Origin of the sequence: Sphingopyxis sp., assembly GCF_025869345.1 — a bacterium.
Classification (GTDB): domain Bacteria; phylum Pseudomonadota; class Alphaproteobacteria; order Sphingomonadales; family Sphingomonadaceae; genus Sphingopyxis.
In genome coordinates this window covers 74,251-97,406 of the sequence record NZ_JAOZVW010000146.1, presented here as the reverse complement: position 1 = coordinate 97,406, position 23,156 = coordinate 74,251, and the positions used below count along the sequence as shown (strand labels likewise).

General features: G+C 66.1%; 20 protein-coding genes and 1 pseudogene. 11 read left to right on the top strand and 10 right to left on the bottom strand.

What is annotated here, in order from left to right:
* Window positions 1-203: 203 nt before the first annotated feature.
* Window positions 204-446, bottom strand: a pseudogene (locus tag OJI97_RS16220) (transposase); the annotation flags it as partial.
* 243 nt (window positions 447-689) lie between these two features.
* Between OJI97_RS16220 and OJI97_RS16215 the strand changes: the two are divergent.
* Together OJI97_RS16215 and OJI97_RS16210 are read left to right on the top strand one after the other, a co-directional pair.
* On the top strand, window positions 690-1,121 hold the full coding sequence (locus OJI97_RS16215) for an antitoxin Xre/MbcA/ParS toxin-binding domain-containing protein (protein ID WP_297665177.1): 432 nt from the start codon (window positions 690-692) through the stop codon (window positions 1,119-1,121).
* Window positions 1,118-1,555: an RES family NAD+ phosphorylase gene (locus tag OJI97_RS16210; protein ID WP_297665175.1), complete on the top strand. Its 438-nt coding sequence runs from the start codon at window positions 1,118-1,120 to the stop codon at window positions 1,553-1,555. Before OJI97_RS16215 ends, OJI97_RS16210 begins: the two co-directional genes overlap by 4 nt.
* A gap of 306 nt (window positions 1,556-1,861) precedes the next feature.
* On the opposite strand, the gene OJI97_RS16205 is transcribed toward OJI97_RS16210, so the two are convergent.
* Window positions 1,862-2,791 (bottom strand): formylglycine-generating enzyme family protein, encoded by a 930-nt coding sequence (locus OJI97_RS16205; RefSeq protein WP_297665236.1) that lies wholly within the window; start codon window positions 2,789-2,791, stop codon window positions 1,862-1,864.
* A 140-nt stretch (window positions 2,792-2,931) separates the two neighbouring features.
* On the opposite strand from OJI97_RS16205, the gene OJI97_RS16200 reads away from it, so the two are divergent.
* From OJI97_RS16200 to OJI97_RS16180, 5 genes are all read left to right on the top strand, one after another.
* The gene (locus OJI97_RS16200) at window positions 2,932-3,990 is read left to right on the top strand and encodes a LacI family DNA-binding transcriptional regulator (protein WP_297665173.1); all 1,059 of its coding nucleotides are present in this window, start codon (window positions 2,932-2,934) and stop codon (window positions 3,988-3,990) included.
* Between the two features lie 343 nt (window positions 3,991-4,333).
* Window positions 4,334-6,625 (top strand): TonB-dependent receptor, encoded by a 2,292-nt coding sequence (locus tag OJI97_RS16195; protein WP_297665171.1) that lies wholly within the window; start codon window positions 4,334-4,336, stop codon window positions 6,623-6,625.
* A gap of 66 nt (window positions 6,626-6,691) precedes the next feature.
* The gene (locus OJI97_RS16190) at window positions 6,692-8,431 is read left to right on the top strand and encodes an arylsulfatase (protein WP_297665169.1); all 1,740 of its coding nucleotides are present in this window, start codon (window positions 6,692-6,694) and stop codon (window positions 8,429-8,431) included.
* 25 nt (window positions 8,432-8,456) lie between these two features.
* Window positions 8,457-10,661, top strand: a complete 2,205-nt coding sequence (locus OJI97_RS16185) for a beta-glucosidase (protein WP_297665167.1) — start codon at window positions 8,457-8,459, stop codon at window positions 10,659-10,661.
* Window positions 10,662-10,836: 175 nt separating this feature from the next.
* Window positions 10,837-11,007, top strand: coding sequence for a hypothetical protein (locus OJI97_RS16180; RefSeq protein WP_297665165.1), 171 nt, complete (start codon window positions 10,837-10,839; stop codon window positions 11,005-11,007).
* A gap of 60 nt (window positions 11,008-11,067) precedes the next feature.
* Here OJI97_RS16180 and OJI97_RS16175 read toward each other — a convergent pair whose 3' ends face one another.
* The 7 genes from OJI97_RS16175 to OJI97_RS16145 all read right to left on the bottom strand — a co-directional run bounded on the left by OJI97_RS16175 (window position 11,068) and on the right by OJI97_RS16145 (window position 18,909).
* On the bottom strand, window positions 11,068-13,437 hold the full coding sequence (locus OJI97_RS16175) for a TonB-dependent receptor (RefSeq protein WP_297665163.1): 2,370 nt from the start codon (window positions 13,435-13,437) through the stop codon (window positions 11,068-11,070).
* A gap of 228 nt (window positions 13,438-13,665) precedes the next feature.
* Window positions 13,666-14,946 carry an MFS transporter gene (locus OJI97_RS16170; protein WP_297665162.1) on the bottom strand — a complete coding sequence of 427 codons (1,281 nt, stop codon included), beginning with the start codon at window positions 14,944-14,946 and terminating at the stop codon, window positions 13,666-13,668.
* Between the two features lie 54 nt (window positions 14,947-15,000).
* Window positions 15,001-15,384 (bottom strand): carboxymuconolactone decarboxylase family protein, encoded by a 384-nt coding sequence (locus OJI97_RS16165; RefSeq protein WP_297665161.1) that lies wholly within the window; start codon window positions 15,382-15,384, stop codon window positions 15,001-15,003.
* A complete protein-coding gene (locus tag OJI97_RS16160; RefSeq protein ID WP_297665160.1) occupies window positions 15,381-15,965 on the bottom strand; it encodes an alpha/beta hydrolase in 585 nt (194 codons plus the stop codon). Before OJI97_RS16160 ends, OJI97_RS16165 begins: the two co-directional genes overlap by 4 nt.
* 18 nt (window positions 15,966-15,983) lie before the next feature.
* Window positions 15,984-17,048 carry a 3-keto-5-aminohexanoate cleavage protein gene (locus OJI97_RS16155; RefSeq protein ID WP_297665159.1) on the bottom strand — a complete coding sequence of 355 codons (1,065 nt, stop codon included), beginning with the start codon at window positions 17,046-17,048 and terminating at the stop codon, window positions 15,984-15,986.
* A 22-nt stretch (window positions 17,049-17,070) separates the two neighbouring features.
* On the bottom strand, window positions 17,071-17,919 hold the full coding sequence (locus OJI97_RS16150) for a TauD/TfdA family dioxygenase (RefSeq protein WP_297665157.1): 849 nt from the start codon (window positions 17,917-17,919) through the stop codon (window positions 17,071-17,073).
* A 12-nt stretch (window positions 17,920-17,931) separates the two neighbouring features.
* Window positions 17,932-18,909: a quinone oxidoreductase gene (locus tag OJI97_RS16145; protein ID WP_297665156.1), complete on the bottom strand. Its 978-nt coding sequence runs from the start codon at window positions 18,907-18,909 to the stop codon at window positions 17,932-17,934.
* 104 nt (window positions 18,910-19,013) lie between these two features.
* On the opposite strand from OJI97_RS16145, the gene OJI97_RS16140 reads away from it, so the two are divergent.
* A complete protein-coding gene (locus tag OJI97_RS16140) occupies window positions 19,014-20,039 on the top strand; it encodes an AraC family transcriptional regulator (RefSeq protein WP_297665154.1) in 1,026 nt (341 codons plus the stop codon).
* Between the two features lie 7 nt (window positions 20,040-20,046).
* On the opposite strand, the gene OJI97_RS16135 is transcribed toward OJI97_RS16140, so the two are convergent.
* Entirely contained in the window at window positions 20,047-20,733 is a 687-nt protein-coding gene (locus OJI97_RS16135; protein ID WP_297665152.1) for a TetR/AcrR family transcriptional regulator, read from the bottom strand.
* 150 nt (window positions 20,734-20,883) lie between these two features.
* Here OJI97_RS16135 and OJI97_RS16130 point away from each other — a divergent pair, with 150 nt between their 5' ends.
* From OJI97_RS16130 to OJI97_RS16120, 3 genes are read left to right on the top strand one after another with little or no spacing between them, the layout of a single operon-like run.
* Window positions 20,884-22,050, top strand: a complete 1,167-nt coding sequence (locus OJI97_RS16130) for an amine dehydrogenase large subunit (RefSeq protein ID WP_297665150.1) — start codon at window positions 20,884-20,886, stop codon at window positions 22,048-22,050.
* On the top strand, window positions 22,050-22,568 hold the full coding sequence (locus OJI97_RS16125) for a MauE/DoxX family redox-associated membrane protein (RefSeq protein WP_297665149.1): 519 nt from the start codon (window positions 22,050-22,052) through the stop codon (window positions 22,566-22,568). The genes OJI97_RS16130 and OJI97_RS16125 overlap by 1 nt, the downstream gene beginning before the upstream one ends.
* Window positions 22,565-23,155, top strand: coding sequence for a redoxin family protein (locus OJI97_RS16120; RefSeq protein WP_257544243.1), 591 nt, complete (start codon window positions 22,565-22,567; stop codon window positions 23,153-23,155). Before OJI97_RS16125 ends, OJI97_RS16120 begins: the two co-directional genes overlap by 4 nt.
* Window position 23,156: the final 1 nt, after the last annotated feature.

Genomic DNA, 23,156 nt, shown 5'->3' with positions numbered 1-23,156 from the left:
GGTTGCCAGAGTTACAAAACGCTCGATCAGGCAAACCTCGACCCGTCGTCGACCCTCAAGAACAATGCGGAGTGCGGGCGTCGTCCTGGATTTGATATTATGGTCAGAACCCATTTGATATGGCGGCTGTGATTCAAGCTCGCGGTGAGGAGCCTGAAGAATGAGATTGGATCTGGCTGACGGAGGAGCAGTAAGCGGCGTCTTCAGGCCACGACGGTCCAAGACATAAGGTTGCCGACGGCATTGGCGGGATGACCCGCGGCCAGCTTGCCGAGTGTTTCGGTCAGCTTGATACTCGAGATCTTGCAGGTCTCGATGAGCGTGGCGATGACCGCCCAATTGTTGCCGTCTTCATGGAGCCGGCGAACAGGGGCATTCTTCCGGTTCAATGCGAGGGGGCGCATCGACCGCTCCGCGGGGTTGTTGTCGAGATCGATGCGGCCGTTGTCGAGGAGCCAGGTAGCATAGGGTCCATGAAGCGTGGGCGGTCATATTGTCTCGCCGGGGTTTCTGATGTGCCGATTGCGCCTTCGGATTGCCGCCTTCCAAGATCGAAAATGTCTTCCCTTTCCTGGGCCGCGCGTTTCTCCTTGCAGATAGAAGGCCGCGTTTAGCGGCTTGCCGATTCCCGGCTGCTATCCTATATCTGCAATATGCCGATAATGGATCGGCATATTGCGAGGCGTGTGATGACGGCGGTTGCACGAATTCAGGAGTTGCTTGGTGGCGAGGCCGTGACGGGACCGCTTCACAATGAACGGGATATCGTCCGCCTCGTGCGTCGCGGTGTGCCGACCCAGGCGGTCGAGCATTTTCTGGAAGCAGCGCGGCTTCCGTTCAATCTGCTCGATCCCAAGGTGATCAACCTTCGCACCTTCAAGCGGCGCAAGCAGAATGCACAGCCGCTGGAACAGGATGAGTCCGATCGCCTGCTGCGCGTAGTCGGCATCGTTGCCGCGGCCGAGGAAGTCTTCGGCAATCCCGACAAGGCACAGCTCTGGCTGAACCGCAAAAACCGCGCCCTCGATGACGAGACGCCTCTCGCGATGGCCGACACCGATCGCGGCGCGCGCGCGGTCGAAGCCCTGTTGGGACGGATCGAGCACGGCATCGCTGCGTGATCGTCTATCGGCTCTGCAAGGCCGCCCATATCGCATTGGATGGGGAGGGCGCCCGCCTTTGGGGCGGGCGCTGGAACTCGGCGGGCCGCCCGATGGTCTATACGGCAGCGACACCCTCTCTCGCGGTTCTGGAGATACTCGTGCATCTCGACCTGCCCGCCGAATTGCTCCCCGACGATCTGCGTCTTCTGACTATCGAGGTTCCGGACGATGCGCCATCGTACCGGCTCGATGCCGGTCCCGCGGACGATGCCGCGTGCCTTGCCCAGGGCGATGCCTTTCTCGTCGCTGGAGAAGCCTTGTCGCTTCGAGTGCGAAGTGTCGTAGTGCCGCAGGAATGGAATATCCTGCTCAACGTCCGACACGCCGACATGGGCAAGGTGAAGATCATCGCGAATGAGCCGTTCCAGTTGGACCCGCGTCTCCTGCGCTGAAACGCAGCTAACCTTGGTCTCGGGGAGCCTCATATCAGCAAGGCACCGTGATCTCAGGAGCAAATCTTGTCTCACTCCATCCCATTTAAAGCCAAGGTGGTCGATAATCGGCCAAAGCGTGCTAGAAGCTGCCTCCGAAGCCCGCGGAGATGTTGGTATTTTTGCAACTTTACAAAATTAAATGTATAAATTTCAATTGTTTAGATAATATTACTCGAATCCTGCCGCGCCAGCCAGCCGATGCGGACCATCATGTCCTGACGGGATTGGGATTGCCGGCGGCTGACCCTATATTCCAGCGCCAGATCAGGATTCGATGGCGTTTCGGACCACGCAGCGGAAACCGATATGGCTGGTGGAACTGTCGACGGTTTCGGGGTGGCGCGCGGCGGGCCGGTAGCGCTGGCAATAATTGGGGGCGCAAAGATGCGAGCCGCCTTTGAGCACCTTGCGGCCGATGCGGATGTCCGGCTGGGCGGGGTCATAGCTCCGCCGCATCGGTCCTCCGCGCGGATTGTCGATCGCGCAGCAGGATCTGCCGCCACGGGTCGCGCGCGCCGCGGGCTCGGACCACCAGTCCTGCGTCCATTCCCAGACATTGCCGATCATGTCGTGCAGCCCGAAGCCGTTGGCGGGAAAGCTGCCTGCCGGGGAGGTGCCCTCCCACCCGTCGAGACGCTGGTTGGCAAAGGGAAAGAGACCTTGCCAATAATTGGCGAGCATCGCACCCCCCGGCGCCAGTTCATCCCCCCAGGCATAGTCCGCGCCGTCGAGACCCCCGCGCGCGGCATATTCCCACTCCGCCTCGGTCGGCAGCGCTTTGCCCGCCCATGCGGCATAGGCCTCTGCATCGGCATAGGCGATATGGACGACCGGATGATCTTCGAGCCCTGCGATCGCGCTGTCGGGGCCGTCCGGATGGCGCCAGTCGGCGCCGAATTCGAACTGCCACCAGTTGGCGGGGTTGCCGAGATCGACGGGGCCGCGCGTCTTGCGAAAGACGAGCGAGCCGGGGCGATCCATTCCGGGCAACATGCCCGGATAATCGCGAGGATCGGGGGCGATCTCGGCCGCCGTGACATGCCCCGTCGCCGCGACGAAGCGCGCGAAGTCGCGATTGGTGACGGGCGCGGTGTCGATCCAGAAACCGTCGATCCGCACCTGGCGCACCGGGGCTTCCTCGGGATAGAAATTCCGTGATCCCATGGCGAAGGCCCCGCCGGGCAGAAAGATCATGCCCGGCGGCCCGCCTGCGGAAATTTCGCCGTTCGTGTCGCGCATGGTCTCTTTCGCCTCGGGCCCGGCTTTGATTTGCATCGGCCGCCGTCTATCGTCAGGGGGCGGTTAGCTCAAGGATCGCAGCATGAGGAGGATTTTTGAAGCGGGCCGTCACGATCATCGATATCGCCAACCACGCGGGCGTGTCGTTCAAGACCGTTTCGCGCGTCCTGAACGGCGCGCCGACCGTCGCCCAGGACCTACGCGCGCGGGTCGAAAAGGCGATGCGCGACCTCGATTACAAGCCGAATCGCGCCGCCCGGCTGTTGCGCGGCGGCAAGGCGCACGCGCTGGGGCTGATCGTCGGATCGCAGACGCAGGCGATCGCCCAATCGCCCGAGCCCGACCGCCGTATGCCGAGCTATGCCGCCGACGTGATCCTGGGGCTGCTGCAGGCCTGCCACGCGGCCGAATATCATCTGGTGATCGAGAATATCTCGCCCCGCGGCACGCCGGAAGCGCAGGCGATGCTCGGGCGTTTTCTCGACCTCGTGAAGCTCGACGGCGTGATCCTCGTGCCGCCGCTGTGCGACACGCCCTGGGTGCTCGACCTGCTCGACAGCCGCGGCATCGCCTGCGCGCGGATCAATCCGGGGCTCGACCTCGACCGCGCGCTCTGCCTCGTCATCGACAATGAGAGCGCGGGGCGCGACGTGGGCGAGGCGATCCTGTCGCACGGGCACCGGCGGATCGGCTTCATCGACGGCCCGCGGAGCCACGTCGCGCTCGGCGAACGCAGGGCGGGCTTCCTCGATGCCGTCCGCCGCGTTGCCGGCGTTACGGTCGAGGTGCGCCAGGGCAATTTCCTGTTCAGCTCGGGACTTGAGAAAGGGCGCGAGCTGCTGTCGCTTCCCGAACGGCCGACGGCGATCTTTGCCGCGAACGACGAAATGGCGGCGGGGGTGCTTGCGGCGGCGGTCGGTTTCGGCATCGACGTCCCGCGCGAACTGTCGCTGATCGGGTTCGGCGGCCTCGCCATTTCCGAACATAGCTGGCCGCGCCTCGCCACCGTCAGCCAGCCCACGATCGACATCGCGAGGATCGCGGGCGAACGGCTCATCACGCGCGACGGGCGATCCGGCAAGGAATGGAATCAGGTGGTGACGATGCCGTACGAACTGGCGACGCGCCAGTCGCTGGCGCGCGCACCCGACTGAGCCCTTCGACTAGGGATTGTGGGGATTCAGCCACGTATGAAGTGACTGATATGAGGATAGTATCGTGTTCCCCCGCGAAGGCGGGGGTCCAGAGCAGCCCTGCGCCAGCCCGCTCTGGACCCCCGCCTTCGCGGGGGAACACGGTTTTTCGATAATCCTACAGCTGAAGCCTGAATCCCCACAATCCATAGGCCATAGCCACCGCGTCCATCGATCGATCGCCCGATATTGACGATGGATCGATGCTCCATTAGAGGATTGGGACAACGTTGTCCCGAATCGTGAACGGGGCAGGGCTTCGCTGTCGATGCGAATTGCGACGGCGGCAATCTGGGAGGATAAGATGAATTACCGCCGCAAAGCCTGCTGGATGAGCAGCGCCGCCCTCGCGCTGTCGGCGCCGGTTGCCGCGCACGCGCAAGAGGCGCCCGCCGCGGCGGACGATGTCGCGGGCGACGAGATCGTCGTGACCGCGCAAAAGCGCGAACAGAATCTTCAGAAAGTGCCGGTTTCGGTCTCGGTCCTGTCGTCGGCGGTGCTGGCCGACAATCGGGTCAGCGGGCTCGAGCAGCTCTCGCTGGTGTCGCCCTCGATCGGCTTCACCAACAGCGCCAACACGCGCGGGCAGGGGCTTTCGATCCGCGGGATCGGCACGCTCAACTTCTCCGACGGCGTCGAACCCTCGGTCTCCACGGTGATCGACGGCGTCGTCATCGGCCGCTCGGCCGCCTCCTTCTTCGATTTCAACGATATCGAACGCATCGAGGTGCTGCGCGGGCCGCAGGGAACCCTGTTCGGCAAGAACAGCTCGGCCGGCGCGCTCAACGTCGTCACCGGCAAGCCCGACCTTCATGAATCGAGTCTCGAAGCGTCGGCGAGCTATGGCACGTTCGACGATGTCCGGCTCAAGGCCACCGGGTCGCTGGTGCTCGACCAGGGACGCGCGGCGCTGCGCATCTCGGGATTCCGGTCGAAGGCCGACGGGATCATCACCAACACCGTCAACGGCGAAAAGCTCAACGACAACGACAGTTGGGGCGTGCGCGGAAAATTTCTGTTCGAGCCGAGCGACGTCACCTCGATCTATGTGATCGGCGACTATGGCGAGAGCAATCGCAATTGCTGCGTCTCGACCGTGCGCTCGGTGCTGCCGACGACGGTCTATTACAATGGCGACAAGCGGGCCGACCTGCTCGCCGGCCAGACGCTCGGCCCGCTCAACCGCGAGGTGACGATCGACGGCGATTATTTCAACCATCAGAAGACCGGCGGCGCATCGGTCGAGATCAACACCGAACTCGGCGGCCAGACGATCACCTCGATCACCGCTTATCGCGAGTTCAAGGTGTTCGACAACAACGACCCCGATGGGGTTCCCCTGCCGGTGGTGAGCCTCAACAGCGCCCGTCAGAAGCAGCAGCAGTTCACGCAGGAACTGCGGCTGACGTCGCCCGCGGGCGAGCCGGTCGAATATGTCGTCGGCCTCTTTTATTTCTGGCAGGACGTCGTCAGCCAGACGCAGGTGAAGGGCAAGCTGGTCGTGAACCTGCCCGGGAACCTGTATCTCGGCAACCAGGTCGACCGCGACATTACGACCAAGAATGTCGCCGCTTTCGGGCAGGTCACCGGGCATCTGACCGACAGCCTGTCGCTGATCGGCGGCTTTCGCCTGACGTCAGAGCAGGCGGTGGCGCATTTCGACCGGACGATCCTGCCGGGCGCCGTCGCCGCGATGCCGAGCCTGGGCGGACCCGCCTATGCCGCGCCGACGCTGAAGGCCACCGACACCGACCTCAGCTATAAATTGGGCGTGCAATATCAGGCGTCGCCCGATGTCATGGCCTATGCCACCTATACGCGCGGCTACAAGGGGCCGGCGCTCAACATGCTCAACAATCTGACCGCGGTAACGGTCGACGCGGGGCTGGCGGTGCTGCGGCCCGAGATCGCGCGCAACTGGGAAGCTGGCGTCCGCACGACGCTGTTCGACCGGATGCTGACGCTGAACGTCACGGGCTTTTACGAGACCTTCACCGATTTCCAGGCGCAGACCTACAGCGCGCTCCTGACCTCGTTCCAGCTCACCAACGCGGGCAAGCTGATCACCAAGGGGGCCGAGGTCGAGGCGATTCTGCGGCCGGTCGATGGACTCAATCTGTCGGGCAACCTTGCCTTTACCGACACCGAAGTGCGCGGGCTGATCGTGAGCTGCTATGCCGGGCAGACCGCAAAGCAAGGCTGCGTCGGCGGCCGTCAGGACGTTACCGGCGAAGCGCTGACCAACGCGCCGAAATGGGCGTGGACGCTGAACGCCAACTATGGCGCCGATATCGGCAGCACCCTGCGCGGCAGCGCCAATCTGGCGTTCACCTATCGGTCGAAGACGCTCTTCGGCTATCGCGATCCGAACACCGCCCAGCCGGGCTATGGCCTGCTGAACGGGCGCCTGTCGCTCGAGACGCAGGACGGCCGCTATGGTGTGTCGGTGTTCGGCAAGAATCTGACCAACAAGCATTTCGCAAGCTTCATCGGCGCCGGCCTGCTCGACACGTCGGCGACGGGCGCCGGCTACACGCAATTGCTGACCCCCGATGCCTTCCGCACCTTTGGGGTCGAAGGCCGGGTTCGCTTCTGACCCGCCCGCAGATGGCGGGGACGCCGGCCCGAGCGCCGCGTCCCCGCCGGAATATGGAGCCGATCGATGGACTATTCCCGCCGCCGCTTCGTCGGCACCCTTCTGGCCACCACGACCCTGTGCGGCCTGACGCCCGCGCGCGCGATCGGCAGGGCGGGGCCGCGGCCCAATATCATCACCATCGTGCTCGATGACGTCGGCTATTCGGATATCGGCTGCTTCGGCGCCGAAATCCGCACCCCGGCGATCGACAGCCTTGCCGAGGCAGGGCTGCGCTACGTGCATTTCGATACCAAGGCGGTCTGCGCCTCGACCCGCGCGTCGCTGCTGACCGGGCGCAATTGCCACACGGTCAACATGCCCGACGTGCCCGACGTCGCCGCGGTGCTGCCGGGCGATCCCCAGATGGCGCGGCTGTTCCGGATGCCGGGCAATGCGCAGACGATGGCGCAGGCGCTGCAAGGGCGGGGTTATGCGACCTGGGCGGTCGGCAAATGGCACATGATCCCGATGGACGAACTGGGCGAGGACGCCGGGCGGGACAATTGGCCGCTCCAGCGCGGATTCGATTATTTCTACGGTTTTCCGAGGGGCTGGACCGATCAGTATCGGCCCGAGCTGGTCGAGAATAATGCCTATATCAAGCGCGACTTTCCCGCCGGCTATCATCTGTCGGCCGACCTCGCCGACAAGGCGATCGACCTGATCGAACGCCATGTCGCGGAAAAGAAGGACAGCCCTTTCTTCATGAACCTCGGCTTCGGCACCGCGCATTCGCCGATCCAGGTGCCGCGCGAATATTCGGCGCCCTATGACGCGATCTACGAAAAGGGGTGGGACCAGGTCCGCGAGGATCGCTTCGCCCGCATGAAACAGATGGGGCTGATCCCCGCCGACACGCTTTTGCCGCCGCGCGAGCCGCGCGACCGGGCGTGGGCCGATTTGTCGGATGACGAGAAAGCCGTCTTTGCCCGTTATATGGCGGTCTATGCCGGCTTCATCGAGCATTGCGACCGGCAGATCGGCCGTTTGCTGGGCGCGCTGCGCGAGCAGGGGCTGTTCGACAATACGATCATCATCCTTCTGTCCGACAATGGCGCGGCGTCGGAGGCGGGGCAGGGCGGTTTCTTCGACGGGCTCTATCGCGCGAACAGCCTGACTCCGGCCGAGCAGCGCGCGCGCATCGACGAGCTGGGGACCGCCAAGACGCAGGCCGAATATCCGCGCCCGTGGGCGATGGTCGGCGACACGCCGCTGCGGCGCTACAAGCTGTGGCCCTATTCGGGCGGCACGCGCACCCCGATGATCTTTCACTGGCCGCACCATGTGACGGACCCGGGCGCGATCCGGCGCCAGTTCGTCGATGTCGTCGATATCGCGCCGACTCTGCTCGACGCGGCCGGCGCGCGTTTCGACCCGGTGGTCGGCGGCGTGACCCAGATTCCGGTCGCGGGCCGCTCCTTCCTGCCGACGGTGCGCAGCCGCAAGGCGCCCGGCCGGCAGGTCCAGTATTTCGAGCTGCGCGGCAACCGCGCGATCACCAGCGGGCGCTGGCGCGCGGTCGCGCTCCACGATTGCGATCAGCCCTATGCGAACGACCGCTGGGAGCTGTTCGACCTCGACCGCGATTTTTCGGAAAGCACCGATCTGGCCGTTCGCTATCCGGCCAAGGTCGCCGAGATGAAGGCGCTGTGGGACGATCAATGGGCGCGTTACGGCAACGGCGTGCTGGCGCAACCGGGGGCGCTGACGTGCCGCCTGTCCGACCTGTTCGACCGCCACCCGCTTGCCGGACGCGAAGGATGAAGCCAGAAACAGGGGAGCGGTAAGGATGCGAGGATATTATGCGACGACGGCGCTGGCGATGCTTCTGGGATGCGCGGCGATGACGGCTTCGGCGAAGGACCAGGCACGGCCGGTTCCGGCGGCCGAGGCGGCGGCCGACGACTGGGCCGCGAAGACCGAAGCGCAGATGACCGACGACGAGCGTTTCTCGCTGCTCCACGGCTTCATGCCGATTCCGATCGGGCCTTATGCCGACCCCGAATGGCAGGCGAAATGGCCGAAGGACGTGATTCCGGGCGCCGGTTATGTCGCGGGCGTGCCGCGCCTCGGCATCCCGTCGCAGCGCGCCACCGACGCCAGCCTGGGCGTCACCAACCCCTTCGGCATCCGCAAGGGCGACAGCGCGACCGCGCTGCCCGCCGGCCTCGCGCTCGGCGCAAGTTTCAACCCCGACCTGGCCTTCGCGGGCGCCGAGGCGGTGGCGAGCGAAGCGCGCGCCAAGGGGTTCAACGTCCTGCTCGGCGGCGGCATGAACCTGATCCGCGACCCGCGGAACGGCCGCAATTTCGAATATATTTCCGAAGATCCGCTGCTGTCGGGCGTCATGGGCGGCGCGGCGGTGCGGGGCGCGCAATCGGCGGGGGTGGTGTCGACGGTCAAGCATTTCTCGCTCAATTCGAACGAGACCAACCGCCACACATGGAACGCCGAGATCGACGATGCGGCGCACCGCGAAAGCGATCTGCTCGCCTTTCAGATCGCGATCGAGCGCGGCCATCCCGGCTCGGTGATGTGCGCCTATAATCTGGTCAACGGGCAAAAGGCGTGCGGTAACGACCATCTGCTCAACACTGTCCTCAAGAAGGATTGGCGCTACAAGGGCTGGGTGATGTCGGACTGGGGCGCGGTGTCGGGCGCCGACTTCGCGATCAAGGGCCTCGACCAGCAGGCGGGCGAGCAGCTCGACAAGCAGGTCTGGTTCGACGCGCCGCTGAAGGCCAAGCTCGCCGACGGCAGCCTGACGCGCGACCGATTGTCCGACATGGTGCGCCGCATCCTGCGCTCGATGAAGGCGAACGGGCTGGTGGACGCAGGCCCGGCGCCGGCGGTGGACATGGCGGCGCACGCTGCGGTCGCGCGGCGGATCGCCGAGCAGGGGATCGTGCTGCTCAAGAATGACGGCGGTGCGCTCCCGCTCGCCGCCAACGTCGGCTCGGTCGCGGTGATCGGCCGCAATGCCCATGTCGGCGTACTGTCGGGCGGCGGATCGTCGCAGGGTCTGCCGCCGCGCGGCTGGGCGGCGTCGGTTCCGGTCGGCGGCGGCGACGGATCGATCGGCGCGTGGCGGATCGAACGCTGGTTCGCGGGCGCGCCGCTCGCGGCGCTGCGCGAGGCCTTGCCCAAGGCGCATGTCGGCTTCGATCCCGGCCTCTATCCGCAGGACGCCGCGGCGCTCGCCGCGCGCTCGGACGTCGCGATCGTCTTCGTCAGCAAATATGAGGCGGAAGGGTTCGATTCGCCCGACCTGTCGCTTCCCGGCAATCAGGACGCGATCGTCGAGGCGACCGTCGCGGCCAATCCCAATACGATCGTCGTGCTCGAAACGGGCAATCCCGTCGCCATGCCGTGGCTGGACAAGGTGAAGGCGGTCGTCGCCGCCTGGTATCCGGGACAGGAGGGCGCCGCGGCGATCGCCGACGTGCTGACCGGCAAGGTCAATCCGTCGGGCCGCCTGCCGGTCAGCTTTCCCGCATCGACCGACACGCTGCCGCGCCCCGCGATTCCCGGCTATGGCACGCCCGAAAACACGCATGTCACCGCGACGATGAACGAGGGGTCGGACGTCGGCTATCGGTGGAACGCGCGGACCGGGGTGAAGGCGCTTTTCCCGTTCGGCCACGGGCTTTCCTATACACGCTTCGCGACGGACGGGCTCAGGACCGACGGCGCAACCGCCAGCTTCACCGTCCGCAACGGCGGCGAGCGGGCGGGTGCGACGGTGGCGCAGCTTTATCTCGTGGCGCGCGGCGGCAAGCCGATGCAGCGGCTGGTCGGTTTCCAGCGGGTCGAACTGGCGCCCGGTGCCGAACGGACCATCCGGCTGACGATCGATCCGCGACTGCTCGCCGACTGGAACGGGACTGGGTGGACGATCGCGAAGGGCGATTATCGCTTCGCGCTCGGCGAGGATGCGGAAACGCTTCAGGCCCCCGTCTCGGTGTCGTTGAAGGAGCGCATCTGGCAGGACTGACCCTAGATGACGGTCTTGTAATCCGGCGGTCATGCGCCGGGCAGGCGCACGGGTCTATCCCGTTCTCGTCGGGTCGAGCCGGTCCGCACCATCCCCCCTGACCCTGGCATGGATCGGCTCCCCTGGCTTCGCCCGCACTGGAAGGGGCGGATCAACAGTCAAGGAGAGAAAGTCCATGCGTAACGTTGCCAAACTCGCCGCCGCCGGTGCCCTGTCGCTCGCGATCGTCAGCGGAACCGCCTTCGCAGCGACCGCGCCCGCCAGCCAGCCGGCGAAGACCGCCGTGACCAAGAAGGCCCCGGCCAAGCACGTCACCGCGAAGAAGGTCGAAAAGAAGGCCCACTGATCGGTTACATCCTCTCCGTCCGGAAAGGCCGGTCCGCACCCGCGGGCCGGCCTTTTCTTTTTAGAACCGCACGCTCGCCGACACGCCATAGGTGCGCGGTTCGTTCGCCATGATGCGATTGGCGGTGCTGCCGGGAAAAGCCCCATTGTTGAGGCCGAGCGCGGCGCCAAGCGGCTGATAGACGGCGAGCGGGCGATAATGGGTGCCTGTGAGGTTGCTGCCGAAGATCGCCAGCGACCAGCGATCGTCCGGGCCGTTCAGCGTCAATCGCGCGCCGAGCAGCGCATAGCCGTCGGCGATCGATTGCGGGTTGGCGTCGTTGACGGTGCCGACATATTGGTCGGACACGAAGGAAACGTTGGCGTTCGCGGCCCATCCCAGCCCGCTCGACCCGATATCGCCGTTCCAGTCGACCGCGACATTGCCCGACCAGGCGGGCGAGAAGCTGTTCGGCTTGCCGGTCAGGTCCTGCGTCCCGCCGATCCCCGGAAGACCCGAGGCATTGGCGAAATCGGTGAATTTCGAGTCGAGATAGGCAAGCGAGCCCGAGAGCGCGAAGCGATCGGTCGGCGCAAGCCTGAGGTCGAGCTCCACGCCCTGCTGGCGGAGGTTGCCGGCGTTGCGGACGACGAAGCTGACCCCGTCGAACGCGCGGTCCTGAAAGCCCGCGATGTCCATGCGAAAGACGGTGAAATTGGCGGTCAGCGCGCGATCGAGCCAGCTCGTCTTGGCGCCGAACTCGTAATTCTTGACCGTCTCGCGGTCGAACACGCGCCGGGTCGAGATCAGATTGCCCTGCGGGTCGAAGGTCGACAGTGCCGGCACCCCGCCGCCCGAATTATAGCCGCCCGACTTGTAACCCGTCGAATGGTTGACGAAGAGCATCACGGCGTCCGCCGGCTTGTAGTTGAGGCTGATGCGATAGGTGAAGCGGCTTTCGGACAGGCCGGGATAGTCGAGCACCTCGGGCGCGCGGATCGTCTGGGTGAAGGGGCTCGAGAGCTGCGAATAGCTGCCGCGCTTGCGGTCGTTGGTCCAGCGTCCGCCGAGCGTCAGGGTCAGCGCGTCGGCGATATAGATGTTGCCCTGCGCATAGGCGGCGATGCTGCGGACTTTCTGGAACACGTCCTGATCGGTCGCCGCGATGCCGCCGGTGCTGGCGTAATAAGCGGCGCAGGCGGTGCGCCCCGGTCCCGCGGGGACAAGGACGTTGCAGAACTGCGAGTCCATGTTGAGCTGTTCGCCGAGCGCGAACTTCTCCTGAAAATAATAGACGCCCGCGACCATGTCGAAATGGCCGCCCAGCCATTCGCGTTCGGGCGAGATGAATTGCAGCTCGTGGTTCCAGCTTCCCGAATCGAACAGGCTGCGCCGCGTCGCGAGCGGGACGGGCAGGAAGATGATGTCGCCGTCGAGCTGGTCGTTGGTCCATTTGCGATAGCTGTTGATCAGGCGCAGCGTCGATCCGCCGCCGATTTCGAGCGACGCGGTGCTCGACACGCCCCAATTCTTGTCGAGCAGGCCCGAGGCGACCGACTGGTTCATCACCCGGTCGTTCAAATCGGTGTCGGGACCGCCGCTGAACGCGGCTTGCAGAAAGGCGAGGCGGGCCGGGGCGATCGAGGCGGGGTCGAAATCGAAATTCACGACGCCGTCGCCGTCGAGCCGCGTGTAATCGCCGCGCACGATCCATTCGAGATTGCCGAACTCGGCCTTCACCGTGCCGCGCACCGCGACATCGTCCGACCCGCCATAGGTCTTGCCGTCGTAGCGGTTCTTCCACGGTCCGTCATACCATTGCCCCATCGCCGCGACGCGCGCGGAAACATTCTCGCCCAGCGGAATGTTGACATGGCCCGACAGCTTGTAGCGGTCGAACGAGCCGGCCTCTGCCGAGACCTGCCCCGAAAACTCGTCTTCGGGCAGCGCGCTGCGGATCGACAGCGCGCCGACGCTGGCGTTGCGGCCGAACAGGGTGCCCTGCGGCCCGCGCAGCACCTCGACCCCGTCGATGTCGAGGAAGGCGCCGAGGATCGAGCCCGAGCGCGGGACATAGACGCCATCGACGAACACCGCGACGCTCGGCTCGATCAGCGTGTTGGCGAGGCTGCCGACGCCGCGGATGCCGATGCGCGTCGAGCCGGTGTTCGACGATCGCACCGTCTGGAAATTGGTCGCGACGCGGCCGAGGTCCATCACGGTGAGGATGTTCGCGCTCTCCATCGTTTCGCCGCTGACCGCGGCGATCGAGATCGGCACGTCCTGGATATTCTCGGCGCGCTTTTGTGCGGTGACGACGATCGCGTCGCCCATGTCGCCGCTGGTGGCATCGGCAGGCCTGGCGTCCTGCGCGGCGTCCTGCGCGGCGGCGGGCGTGGCCGCAAGCGCAGCGGCGAAAGCGGCAAGGCTGGTGTAGGCAATCGTCTTCATACGTCCCTCCCAAGATGATTCGTCGTTGTGTTTGGCCGGAGGCTATCGAGGCGCTCGGGGCGATATTTCACATTTCACGACAGAATTTTTTCAATACGCGACACATTGGCGCGGGAAATAGGGCCAGTGCCGCAAAGGAAGGCGGCGGCCGCCGCAATGGCAAGCGCGACGGCAGGGCCTGGCGCCGGGGACAGCGGCGCGCAGCAAAGGAGGTCGTGATGGGGTATCCTAGGGTTGCGGCGCGACGGTTTCGAGGTCGGTGAGATAGCTTCGCCGCGCCGCGAGAAAGATCAGTGCGGCGATGACGGCGGTGGCGGGGAGAAGGCGCAGCGCGTCGAGCAGGCCGACCGCATCGGCGATGCGCCCGGTCGCGATCGGTCCCGGCGCGAGCCCGAGCAGATTGTGCGCGAGGGTCAGCGTTGCAAAGGCCGAGCCGTGGAGCGCGGCGGGCGTGAGGTTGGCGACCATCGCGCCCGCCGGTCCGGTTGTCCCGGCGACGAGGAACATCGCGATGCCGAGGAGGGCGAGCTGCGCCGGTCCCGGCGGCAACAGCAGCGCGAGGCTGAGCGCGACCGCGCTGCCGAAGCCATAGCCCGAGGCGAGCAATATCTTGCGGTCGGGCCGCCCCTGCGCCGCGCGATCGCTCGCGATTCCGCAGAGGACCATGCCGCAGCCGCAGATCAGCAGAAAGATCGCCGCCATCCGCCCAGCCGCATCGACGGGCATCGCATAATAGCGGTTGAAATAGCTCGGCAGCCAGGCGGGCAGGGCGCCCGCGGCGAAAAGCTGGATGCCGCTCGCAAGATAGGCGAGCCGCACGCTGCGGTTCGCGAACAGCGCGCGTAGTGGCGTGCGCTTGCGGGCGTCCGGTGCCCGCGCGTCGGGACCGGCGATCGTGGCGATCCGCTTTTCCCGAACCACCAGCGGATAGGCGATCGCGAGCGCGAGGCCGCCGAGCCCGATCACGGCGAAGGCGGTGCGCCAGCCATGGCTCGCGGCAATCTCGCCGCCGATCGCGACGCCCAGAACCTGGCCGAACAATCCGCCCGCCATGAAGGCGGCCGAGAGCGTCGCGCGCAGCCGCTGCGGAAAGACGCTGATCACCACCGCGATGCCGACGCTGCCATAAGCGGCCTCGCCGACCCCGACCATGACGCGGCCGAGCAGCATTTGCGGATAGCTGGCGGCCATGGCGCAAAACAAGGTGGCGAAACTCCACAGCGCCGCCATGAACGCGAGGCTGCGCACGCGGCCCCAGCGGTCGGCGGCGAGCGAGAGTGGAAAGGTCAGGCAGCCGACCATCAGCGCGACGACGCCCGACAAGAGGCCGAGCTCGGCATCGCTCAAGGCCCATTCGGCCTTGAGCAGCGGGAAGACCGCATTCAGCACCTGCCGCGCCATATAGTCGGAGATGAGGAGCCCGAAGCTCAACGCAAAGACGATCCAGCCATAGAGGGTGGTATCGCGCGGACCGCCCTGCGCGATGTCGCCATTTGCCGTGGGTGCCATTACCGCCATAACCGCCTCCACCTGAATGTCGAGAAGCCGGCGGACGCGCTCATGTCAATCCCGCGCCGCGCCGGGCATCGTCAGTCCGCGCGCCTGCATTTCTTCGGCCAGCATGGGCGCGCCGAGCGCCACCGAATGGAGACCGAGCACCGCGACCGCTTCGAGCACGGCCATCACTTCCTCTGGCGTCGCGCCCTTGTCGAGCGCGGCGGCGATGTGGCGGCGGGTGCCCGGCGCATACATGTGGGTGCATGAAGCATCGACCGCGATCGCGAGAAATTCGTAGATCTTGGGATCGAGCACCCCGCGCCGCAGCGGCAGCGTGCCCGCGGCGAGAAAGGTTTCGAGCCATATGGGGTCGAGTGCCGCCATCTCGTCCCACGCGGCGTTCCACTGGCCGCCCGCGCGCATCGCGTCGCTGACCGGGGTCGTGCTCACAGCGCGGCGCTCCGGGCGTGATCGCCGAGCCGATCGAGCATATCGGTCAGTGCGGGCCATGGGCCATAGCCCGCCGCCGGATTGAGGTGCCCGACATCGCCCGCGTCGTGCAGCGCCGCGCCCCAGGCGTCCGCGAAACCCGCGACGCGGTCGAAGGCGGCGAGCGGATCGTTGCGGCTCGCGACGACCATCGCCGGGAAAGGCAGGGGCTTCTTCGGGATCGGAAACCAGCCGCCTGCCTTCAGTGCCTCGGGCTCCGGATAGCCGGCGGGTAGCGGGTTCTCGATGTCGGCGGGCGTGACGAGCAGCGCCGCGCGGACCGGCCGCGTCGGCGCGAGCGCCCAATGCATCGTGGTCAGGCAGCCGGCGCTGTGCGCGACGATTACCACTTCGCCGGGGATCGCGCGGAGCGCGGCGTCGAGCGCCGCCACTTGCCCGGCACGGGCGAGCCGATCGGCGGCGAGTGGCGCGACCGTCGCCGCGCCGGGGATCGCCCGCGCGGCATGGGTCTGCCAATGATCCTCGACATGATCCCTGAGGCCGGGAACGAAGAGGATGGTGGTGTCGCCGCCGAAAGTCATCGTCGTCTTGCTCCCGCCTCAGGCCGCGTAACGCAGCGGCAGCGCGCGCTGGCCGGGCTGGCGGTTTGGCGCCATGCCCAGCTTGGCGAGCGTTTCCTCGACCGAATTATATTGCACGCCGATCTTGTAGATTTCGCGGGCTTCCTTCGCGGTCGCGACCTCGCGGCCCAGTTCCCTGGCGACCCGGACGATCTGTTCGATCCCCTGGACCGAGGTCATCTTGTTGCCATGCTGATCGTAGAGCGTGTCCTCGATGCCGCAGCGGACATGCTGGCCGAGGCACATCGCCATGACGTTGACCGGCAGCACATGGCGCATCAGCGATTCGAGCGTCACCGTCGATCCGTCGGGGGCGCGGCGGATGAACTCCATGAAATTATTGGGGTTCGGCCCGTCGAAGCCGCCGCCGATGCCGACCCAGGTCAGGTTGAGCGGTCCCTTGTAGAGCCCGCGGCGCACCAGCCGCTCGACCGTTTCCATGTCGGGCATGCAGGTCAGCTGGAAATGCGGCTGGATGCCCGCCGCGGTCAGCCGCCGCAGATGCTCCTCGACCCATTGCGGGGTCGCGGGGACGACCATCTCGCGATAGGCGTGATAGAGCGCGGGCGCGGCGAGCGAGGTGTTACCATATTCTTCCTCGGTCATCAGATCCATGATGTTCATCTGGGTCGTGTTGACCGCGATCGTCACCTGATCGGGCGCGGGCTTGAGGTCGGCGAGCATGTGGCGGACCTCGTCCGACAGCCATTTCGCCTCGGCGCCTTCTTCCTCGCTTTCGGGCGAAAAGGAGATCGAGCCGCCGACCTGGATGATCATGTCGGGCACGCGCTCGCGCACCCCGGCGATCAGCTCGTTGAATTTCGAGAGATGCTTGGAGCCCGAGCCGTCCTCGTCGCGGCAATGGAGGTGGAGCACGGTCGCGCCGGCGTTGTAGCAGTCGACCGCTTTCTGGATCTGCTCCTCCATCGTGACGGGGATGTCCTCGGGGAAGTCGCTCGGGTGCCATTCCGGGCCATAGGGCGCGACGGTGATGACCAATTTGTCCTGCGTTTCGGGAAGCAGGCTGTCGTCAAGAAACTGCATCTCTTCTCTCCTTGTGCGATGATCAGAACGGGCGGTCGCCGACGATCCCCGCACGCTCCATGCGGCGGGTGGTCGGCGGGTAATCCATCACGGCGTAATGCTGGGTCGAGCGGTTATCCCAGATCGCGACGCTGTTCGGCTGCCAGCGCCAGCGCACCTGATATTCGGGGATCGCCGCGCGGCCGATCAGATAGGCGAGGAGCTGGCCCGCCCCCGGCGCATAATCCTGGCCGTAGCGGACATTTTCGGCGGTGTGGAAATTGGTGAAATGGGTGGTGAAGCCGTTGACGAACAGGATCTTTTCGCCGGTTTCGGGATGGGTGCGGACGACCGGATGCTCGGCGTCGGGAAAGCGCGCCTTCAGCGCGTGACGCTGCTCCTCGCCCATCCGCGCGCCGAAACTCGCCTCGATCGAATGGCGCGCCTTAAGCGGCGCGATGATCGCCTTCACATGCTCGGGCAGGTCGGCATAGGCCTTTGCCATATTCGCCCACATCGTGTCGCCGCCGACCGGCGGGCAGGCGATGCAGCGCAGCACCGCGCCGAGCGGCGGCGCGTCGCGCCAGGTCGCGTCGCAATGCCAGCTATTCTCATAATGGTCGGGCGGCGAACTTTCGTCCTTGTATATCTGGACCAGCCCCGGATGGTCGGGGTCGCTGCCGACCACCGGATGATCCTCGAGCGCGCCGAAGCGGCTGGCGAAGGCGACATGGTCGGCGCGGGCAATGTCCTGATCGCGCAGGAACAGCACCTTGTGCTCGATCAGCGCGGCGCGGATTTCGCCGAACAGATCGTCGCTCTGCGCTGCTTCGGCCAGGTCGATGCCGCTGATCTCGGCGCCGATATGACAGGTGAGCTTCTCGATCTTCATCGCCTCTCTCCCTCAGAGTATGAAGATGGATGATCCGATGGTTTGCCCGGCTTCGAGCTCGCGGTGCGCCGCGACACAGTCGTCGAGGGCATAGCGCTGGCCGATCTCGACCTTGACCCGCCCGGCGGCGAGATGGCCGAACCACAGCGCCGACAGTTCGGCGCGCTCGGCGGGATCGGCATAATAGTCGGCGAAGCCGGGGCGGGTGACGTAAACCGACCCCTGCATCAGCAACTGAAAGACGTCGATCGGCGGAAACGGCCCCGATGCGGTGCCGCAGGCCACGAGCACGCCGCGCCGCTTTAGCGATTTCAGCGACCCCTCGAACGTGTCCTGGCCGACGCTGTCGAACACCGTCGTCACGCCTTCGCCGCCGGTCAGTTCCTTCACCCGCGCCGCGACATCCTCGCGGCGATAGAAGATGATCTCGTCGCAGCCGAGCGAGCGCGCCTTTTCGGCCTTGGCCTCGCTCGACACGGTGCCGATGACACGCAGCCCCATCAGCTTCGCAAGCTGGACCGCGAGCAGACCGACCCCGCCCGCCGCAGCGTGGAGCAGGATGGTGTCGCCCGCCTTCATCGCCGGGTTGGTCCTGGTGAGCCAATAGGTCGCCGACAGGCCGCGCATCGTCGAAGCCGCGGCGTCCTCGATCGCGATGCCGTCGGGCAGCTTGAACAGCGGCGCGGCGGGCATGACGCGCGCCTCGCTATAGGCGCCGAGCGGGCTGCCGTTATAGGCGACGCGGTCGCCCGGTGCGAAGCCGGTCACGCCCTCTCCGACCGCTTCGACCGTCCCCGCGCCCTCGACCCCGATGCCGGCGGGGAGGGGGGCGGGATAATAGCCCGAACGGAAATAGGTATCGGCGAAGTTGCAGCCGACCGCGGCGTGGCGGACGCGGACCTCGCCCGGGCCGGGGTCGCCGACCGCGACCTCCTCGACACGCAATACTTCGGGTCCGCCGGTTTCGTGGAAGCGAACAGCTTTCGCCATGATCCTCTCCTCTTTTGTCGGGATTAGCCGGGAGTCCACTTGCACTTTTCACAATTCATGACAGTATTTTTGCAATCGACGCCAAGGCGCGGAAGGAAAGCAAGATGGCGGAACTCGTCCGCGTGGCCGCGCTGACCGGCTATTTCCCGATCATGCGATCGCTGGGCACCGACCCGCGTTCGCTGCTCCGCGAAAACGGCCTGTCGCCCGAACTGCTCGCGAATCCGGAACAGCTCATCTCGGCGCGCGCGGCGATCCGCCTGCTCGAACGCAGCGCGGAGGCGAGCGGCTGCCTCACGCTCGGCCTGCGAATGGCCGAGGAGCGCGCGGTCGCCAATCTGGGCGTGACCAGCCTGGTGATCGCGCATCAGCCGACGCTCGGGCATGTCCTTCACGCGCTCGCCGAATTTCGCAACCGGATCAATTCGACCCTCGTGCTGCAGATGGAGCGGTTCGGCGACGAGATCATCCTGCGCGAGGATTTCTCGCTGAGCACGCCCGAGGCGACGCGGCAGTCGTCGGACCTTGCGCTCGGGGTGCTGGCGCGGCTTTGCGCGAGCGTCCTGGGCGAGGCATGGGCGCCGCTGTCGGTCTGCTTCGCGCACGAGGCACCGCCCGCCGCCGACCTGCCGATCTTTCGCCGCCTGTTCCGGTGCCAGCCCGAATTCGACTGCGAATTCCATGGGCTGGTCATCGCCGCGAGCGATCTCGACCGTCCCAATCTGCGGGCCGATTCGGATCTCGCGCATCATGCGCGCGACCTGATCGAATCGATCATGACCCCCGCGCTGCGCACGACGGCGCAGGATGTCGAACAGGCGATCATGATATTTCTGCCGACCGGCCGTGCGACGATCCAGCATGTGGCGGCGTCGATGGGGCTGACGGTGCGGACGCTTCAGCGGATGCTGGTCGCCGACGGCACGGGGTTCAGCGACCTGCTCAACCGCGCGCGGATGCAATTGTCGGCGCAATATCTCGCCAATCCGCGGATGCGGATCACCGATGTCGCAGAGTTGCTCGGCTATGCGTCGATCGGCGCCTTCACGCGCTGGCATAGCCAGACCTTCGGCCAGTCGCCGCGCGAGTGGCAGGCGGCGCGCAAGGCCGCGCGGACGGACAGCGCCTGACGCCGCTTCAGTCGCGGGCGGGGGCCGGGATGTCCATCGTCCGCTTGATCTCGCCTGGGCGCAAGGTGCGCGCCAGATGGACGAACGAGCGGCGCGCGATCACTTCGAGCATCGGCATCTGCCTGCACCACGGCTTTTCATAGCCCGCGAACATCGTCAGCCCCTCCATCGACCCCGAAATGAACAGCGCCAATATCTCGCGCTCGTCGCCGGGCAGCGCCGGATTGATCTCTGCAATCAGCTCGTTGAGCGAAACGCGCGCGCGTTCGTAAAGCTCGTTCATCCGGTCGTGGACGAAGGGGGCGTGGTTCGCCATCGCCCATAGTTCGGGGAAGAAGCGCGTCGTCTTCTTGGTCGTTATGTCTTCGAGGATCAGCGTCACCAGATTCTCGAGCCGCGCCTCGGCGCTGGCCCCCGGCTCGTGGATGATCTCGTCGAACGATTCTTCATAACTGCTGATCACGGCATCGAGCAGTTCGCGGATCAGCTCGTCCTTCGAGCGGAAATAATAGTTGAGGTTGCCGACGTTCATTCCCGATTCGGCGGCGATCCGGCGCAGCGTCAGTGCCGCCGAGCCATGGTTCACCAGCAGCGACAGGGCCGAACGGAGAATATGCTCAAAGCCATCCTGGCCGCGGGCATAGCCCCCCGAACGCGGGGTGATTTTCAGGTCGGGAACAATGAAATTCGCCAAGATTCAGCAGCCTCCGCGGCCTAGGTAGCTCCCTCGGCGCACTTGGACAAGTGACCTAATTTTGGCGCTTGACTAAATTTGGGCGTCCGATCAATATCCACTCGAATCGGCCGCCAGAGCCATTGTTCAAACAGGAGAGGGAGTGCCGGGATGCCACGCATCGCGAGAGGAGCGATTTTTGCCGCATTGATGGTGTCGGCGAGCGCATCGGGCGCCGCGGACTATCCGCAGCCGCTGCCTGAAGAGCCGGTCCCGGCCGTCGCCGAACTTCCCGAACATTATCCGGACAGTTGGGTCTTCGTGCAGGACCTGCACTTCAACAGCCTGCCCGACGGCCGCGCGGCGATCGTCGACGTCGGCGCCGACAACAATAATCTGCGCGGACAGATTCCGGTCGCGCAATTCGGCGTGATGCTGCCCTCGACGACGCGCGGCGAAATCTATGTCGGCGAAACCTTCTATTCGCGGCTGACGCGCGGCGAGCGGACCGACGTCATCACCATCTGGGACACGAAGACGCTGACGCCCAAGGACGAGATCGTCCTGCCCGGCGGCAAGCGCGGGCTGTTCGTCACGCTGCGCAACAGCCTGCAACTCACCAACGACGAGAAATGGGCACTGGTGTTCAATTTCACGCCCGGCGCGTCGGTCACCGTCGTCGATCTCGACGGCCGCAAGATATTGTCGGACATCGAGCTTCCGGGCTGCTCGCTCGTCTATCCGACCGGGCCGCGCGGTTTCACCTCGCTCTGCGCCGACGGAACGATGACGAGCATCGCGCTCGACGCCGCCGGCAACGCCGGGCCGGCCGTGACCAGCGCCGTGTTCAACGACATCGACGACGATCCGCTGTTCATGACCCCCGCGATGGTGGGACGGACGGGCTGGTTCGTCAGCTTCAAGGGCCATGTGCGCGCGATCGATTTTTCGGGCGCTGCTGCGAAGGATCTCGGCAGCTTCGCGCTGCCCAAACAGGATGGCGGCGAACCCGAATGGCGGCCCGGCGGCTGGCAGGTGATCTCGGCCGACCGCGCCGGGCTGCTCTATATCCTCATGAACCCCAAGAGCGGCGAGGGAACGCACAAGGACGGCGGGACCGAGGCGTGGGTGGTCGATCCGAAAACGAAGACGCTGGTCCGCCGCATCGCGCTCAGGAACCACAGCGTGTCGATCGAGGCGACGCAGCAGGAAAGGCCGCTGCTCGTCGCCTCGCGCCCCGACGGATCGCTCGACGTCTATGACGCGGCGAGCGGCGCGTTCGTCCGCACGATCGTCAGCGTCGTGCACGATCCGATGACGATGACGGCGGCGCGCTGATGACCGCCGTGCTTCCCGTCCTCGCGCTGTTCCTCGCCATCGTCCTGACGACCGCGGCGGCGCACAAGCTCGTCGAGCGCGCGCGGCTGATGCGGGCGGCCGCAGGCCTGCTGCGCCTGTCGCCCGCGGTCGCGATGCCGGTGACGATGGCGGCGGCGGCGACCGAGTTCGCGGCGGCGCTCGCGCTGCTCTTTCCCGCTTCGCGGCCCGCGGGTGCGCTGCTCGCCGCGCTGCTGTGGGCCGGATATGGCGTCGCCCTGCTCGCGGCGCGGCGGCGCGGCGACGGTGAGCTCGATTGCGGCTGCGACTTCGGCGCGCGCAAGAGCGGCATCGGCCGCTTCGCCATCGTTCGCGCCCTGGCGCTCGCCGCCGCCGCGCTGCTGCTTTGCCTCTCTCCCGCCGGGGGCGGCGGCATCGACATTCCGTCGATCTTCGCCGCCCTCGCCTTTGTCGCGCTGCTCTTTGCCGCCGGCGAACTCGCCAGCCTTCCCGCACCCCGCAGGAGTGTCACTCGATGACCGGATTTTTCCTTGCTTCGCAAATATTGCTCTGGATCGCCATCGCCGTCCTCGGCGTCCTCGTCGCGGCGCTCGCGCGGCAGGTCGGCGTCCTGCACGAACGGATCGCGCCCGCCGGTGCGCTGACGCTGCACCAGAAGGTCAATGTCGGCGACATGGCGCCCGCGATGACGCTGGACACGCTGAACGGCGGACAGGTCGCGATCGGCGGCAAGCGCCACCGCCGCGGCCAGCTTCTCTTCTTCCTCTCGCCCGACTGCCCCGTCTGCAAGACGTTGCTCCCCATCGTCCGCTCGGCGAGCGGCGCCGAGCACGACTGGCTCGATGTCGTGCTGGCGAGCGACGGCGATCCCGCCGCGCACCGCCGGCTGGCGATCGCCGAGGGGCTCACCGGCTTCGACTATGTGCTGTCGGAGGAACTGGGCCGGTCGCTCGGCGTCTCGAAGCTCCCCTATGCGGTGCTGATCGACGAGGAGGGCCGCATCGCCTCGCTCGGCCTCGTCAACAATCGCGAGCATCTGGAAAGCCTGTTCGAGGCCAAGGAACGCCGCGTCGCCTCGATTCAGGATTATCTCGCGCGCGGTTGAG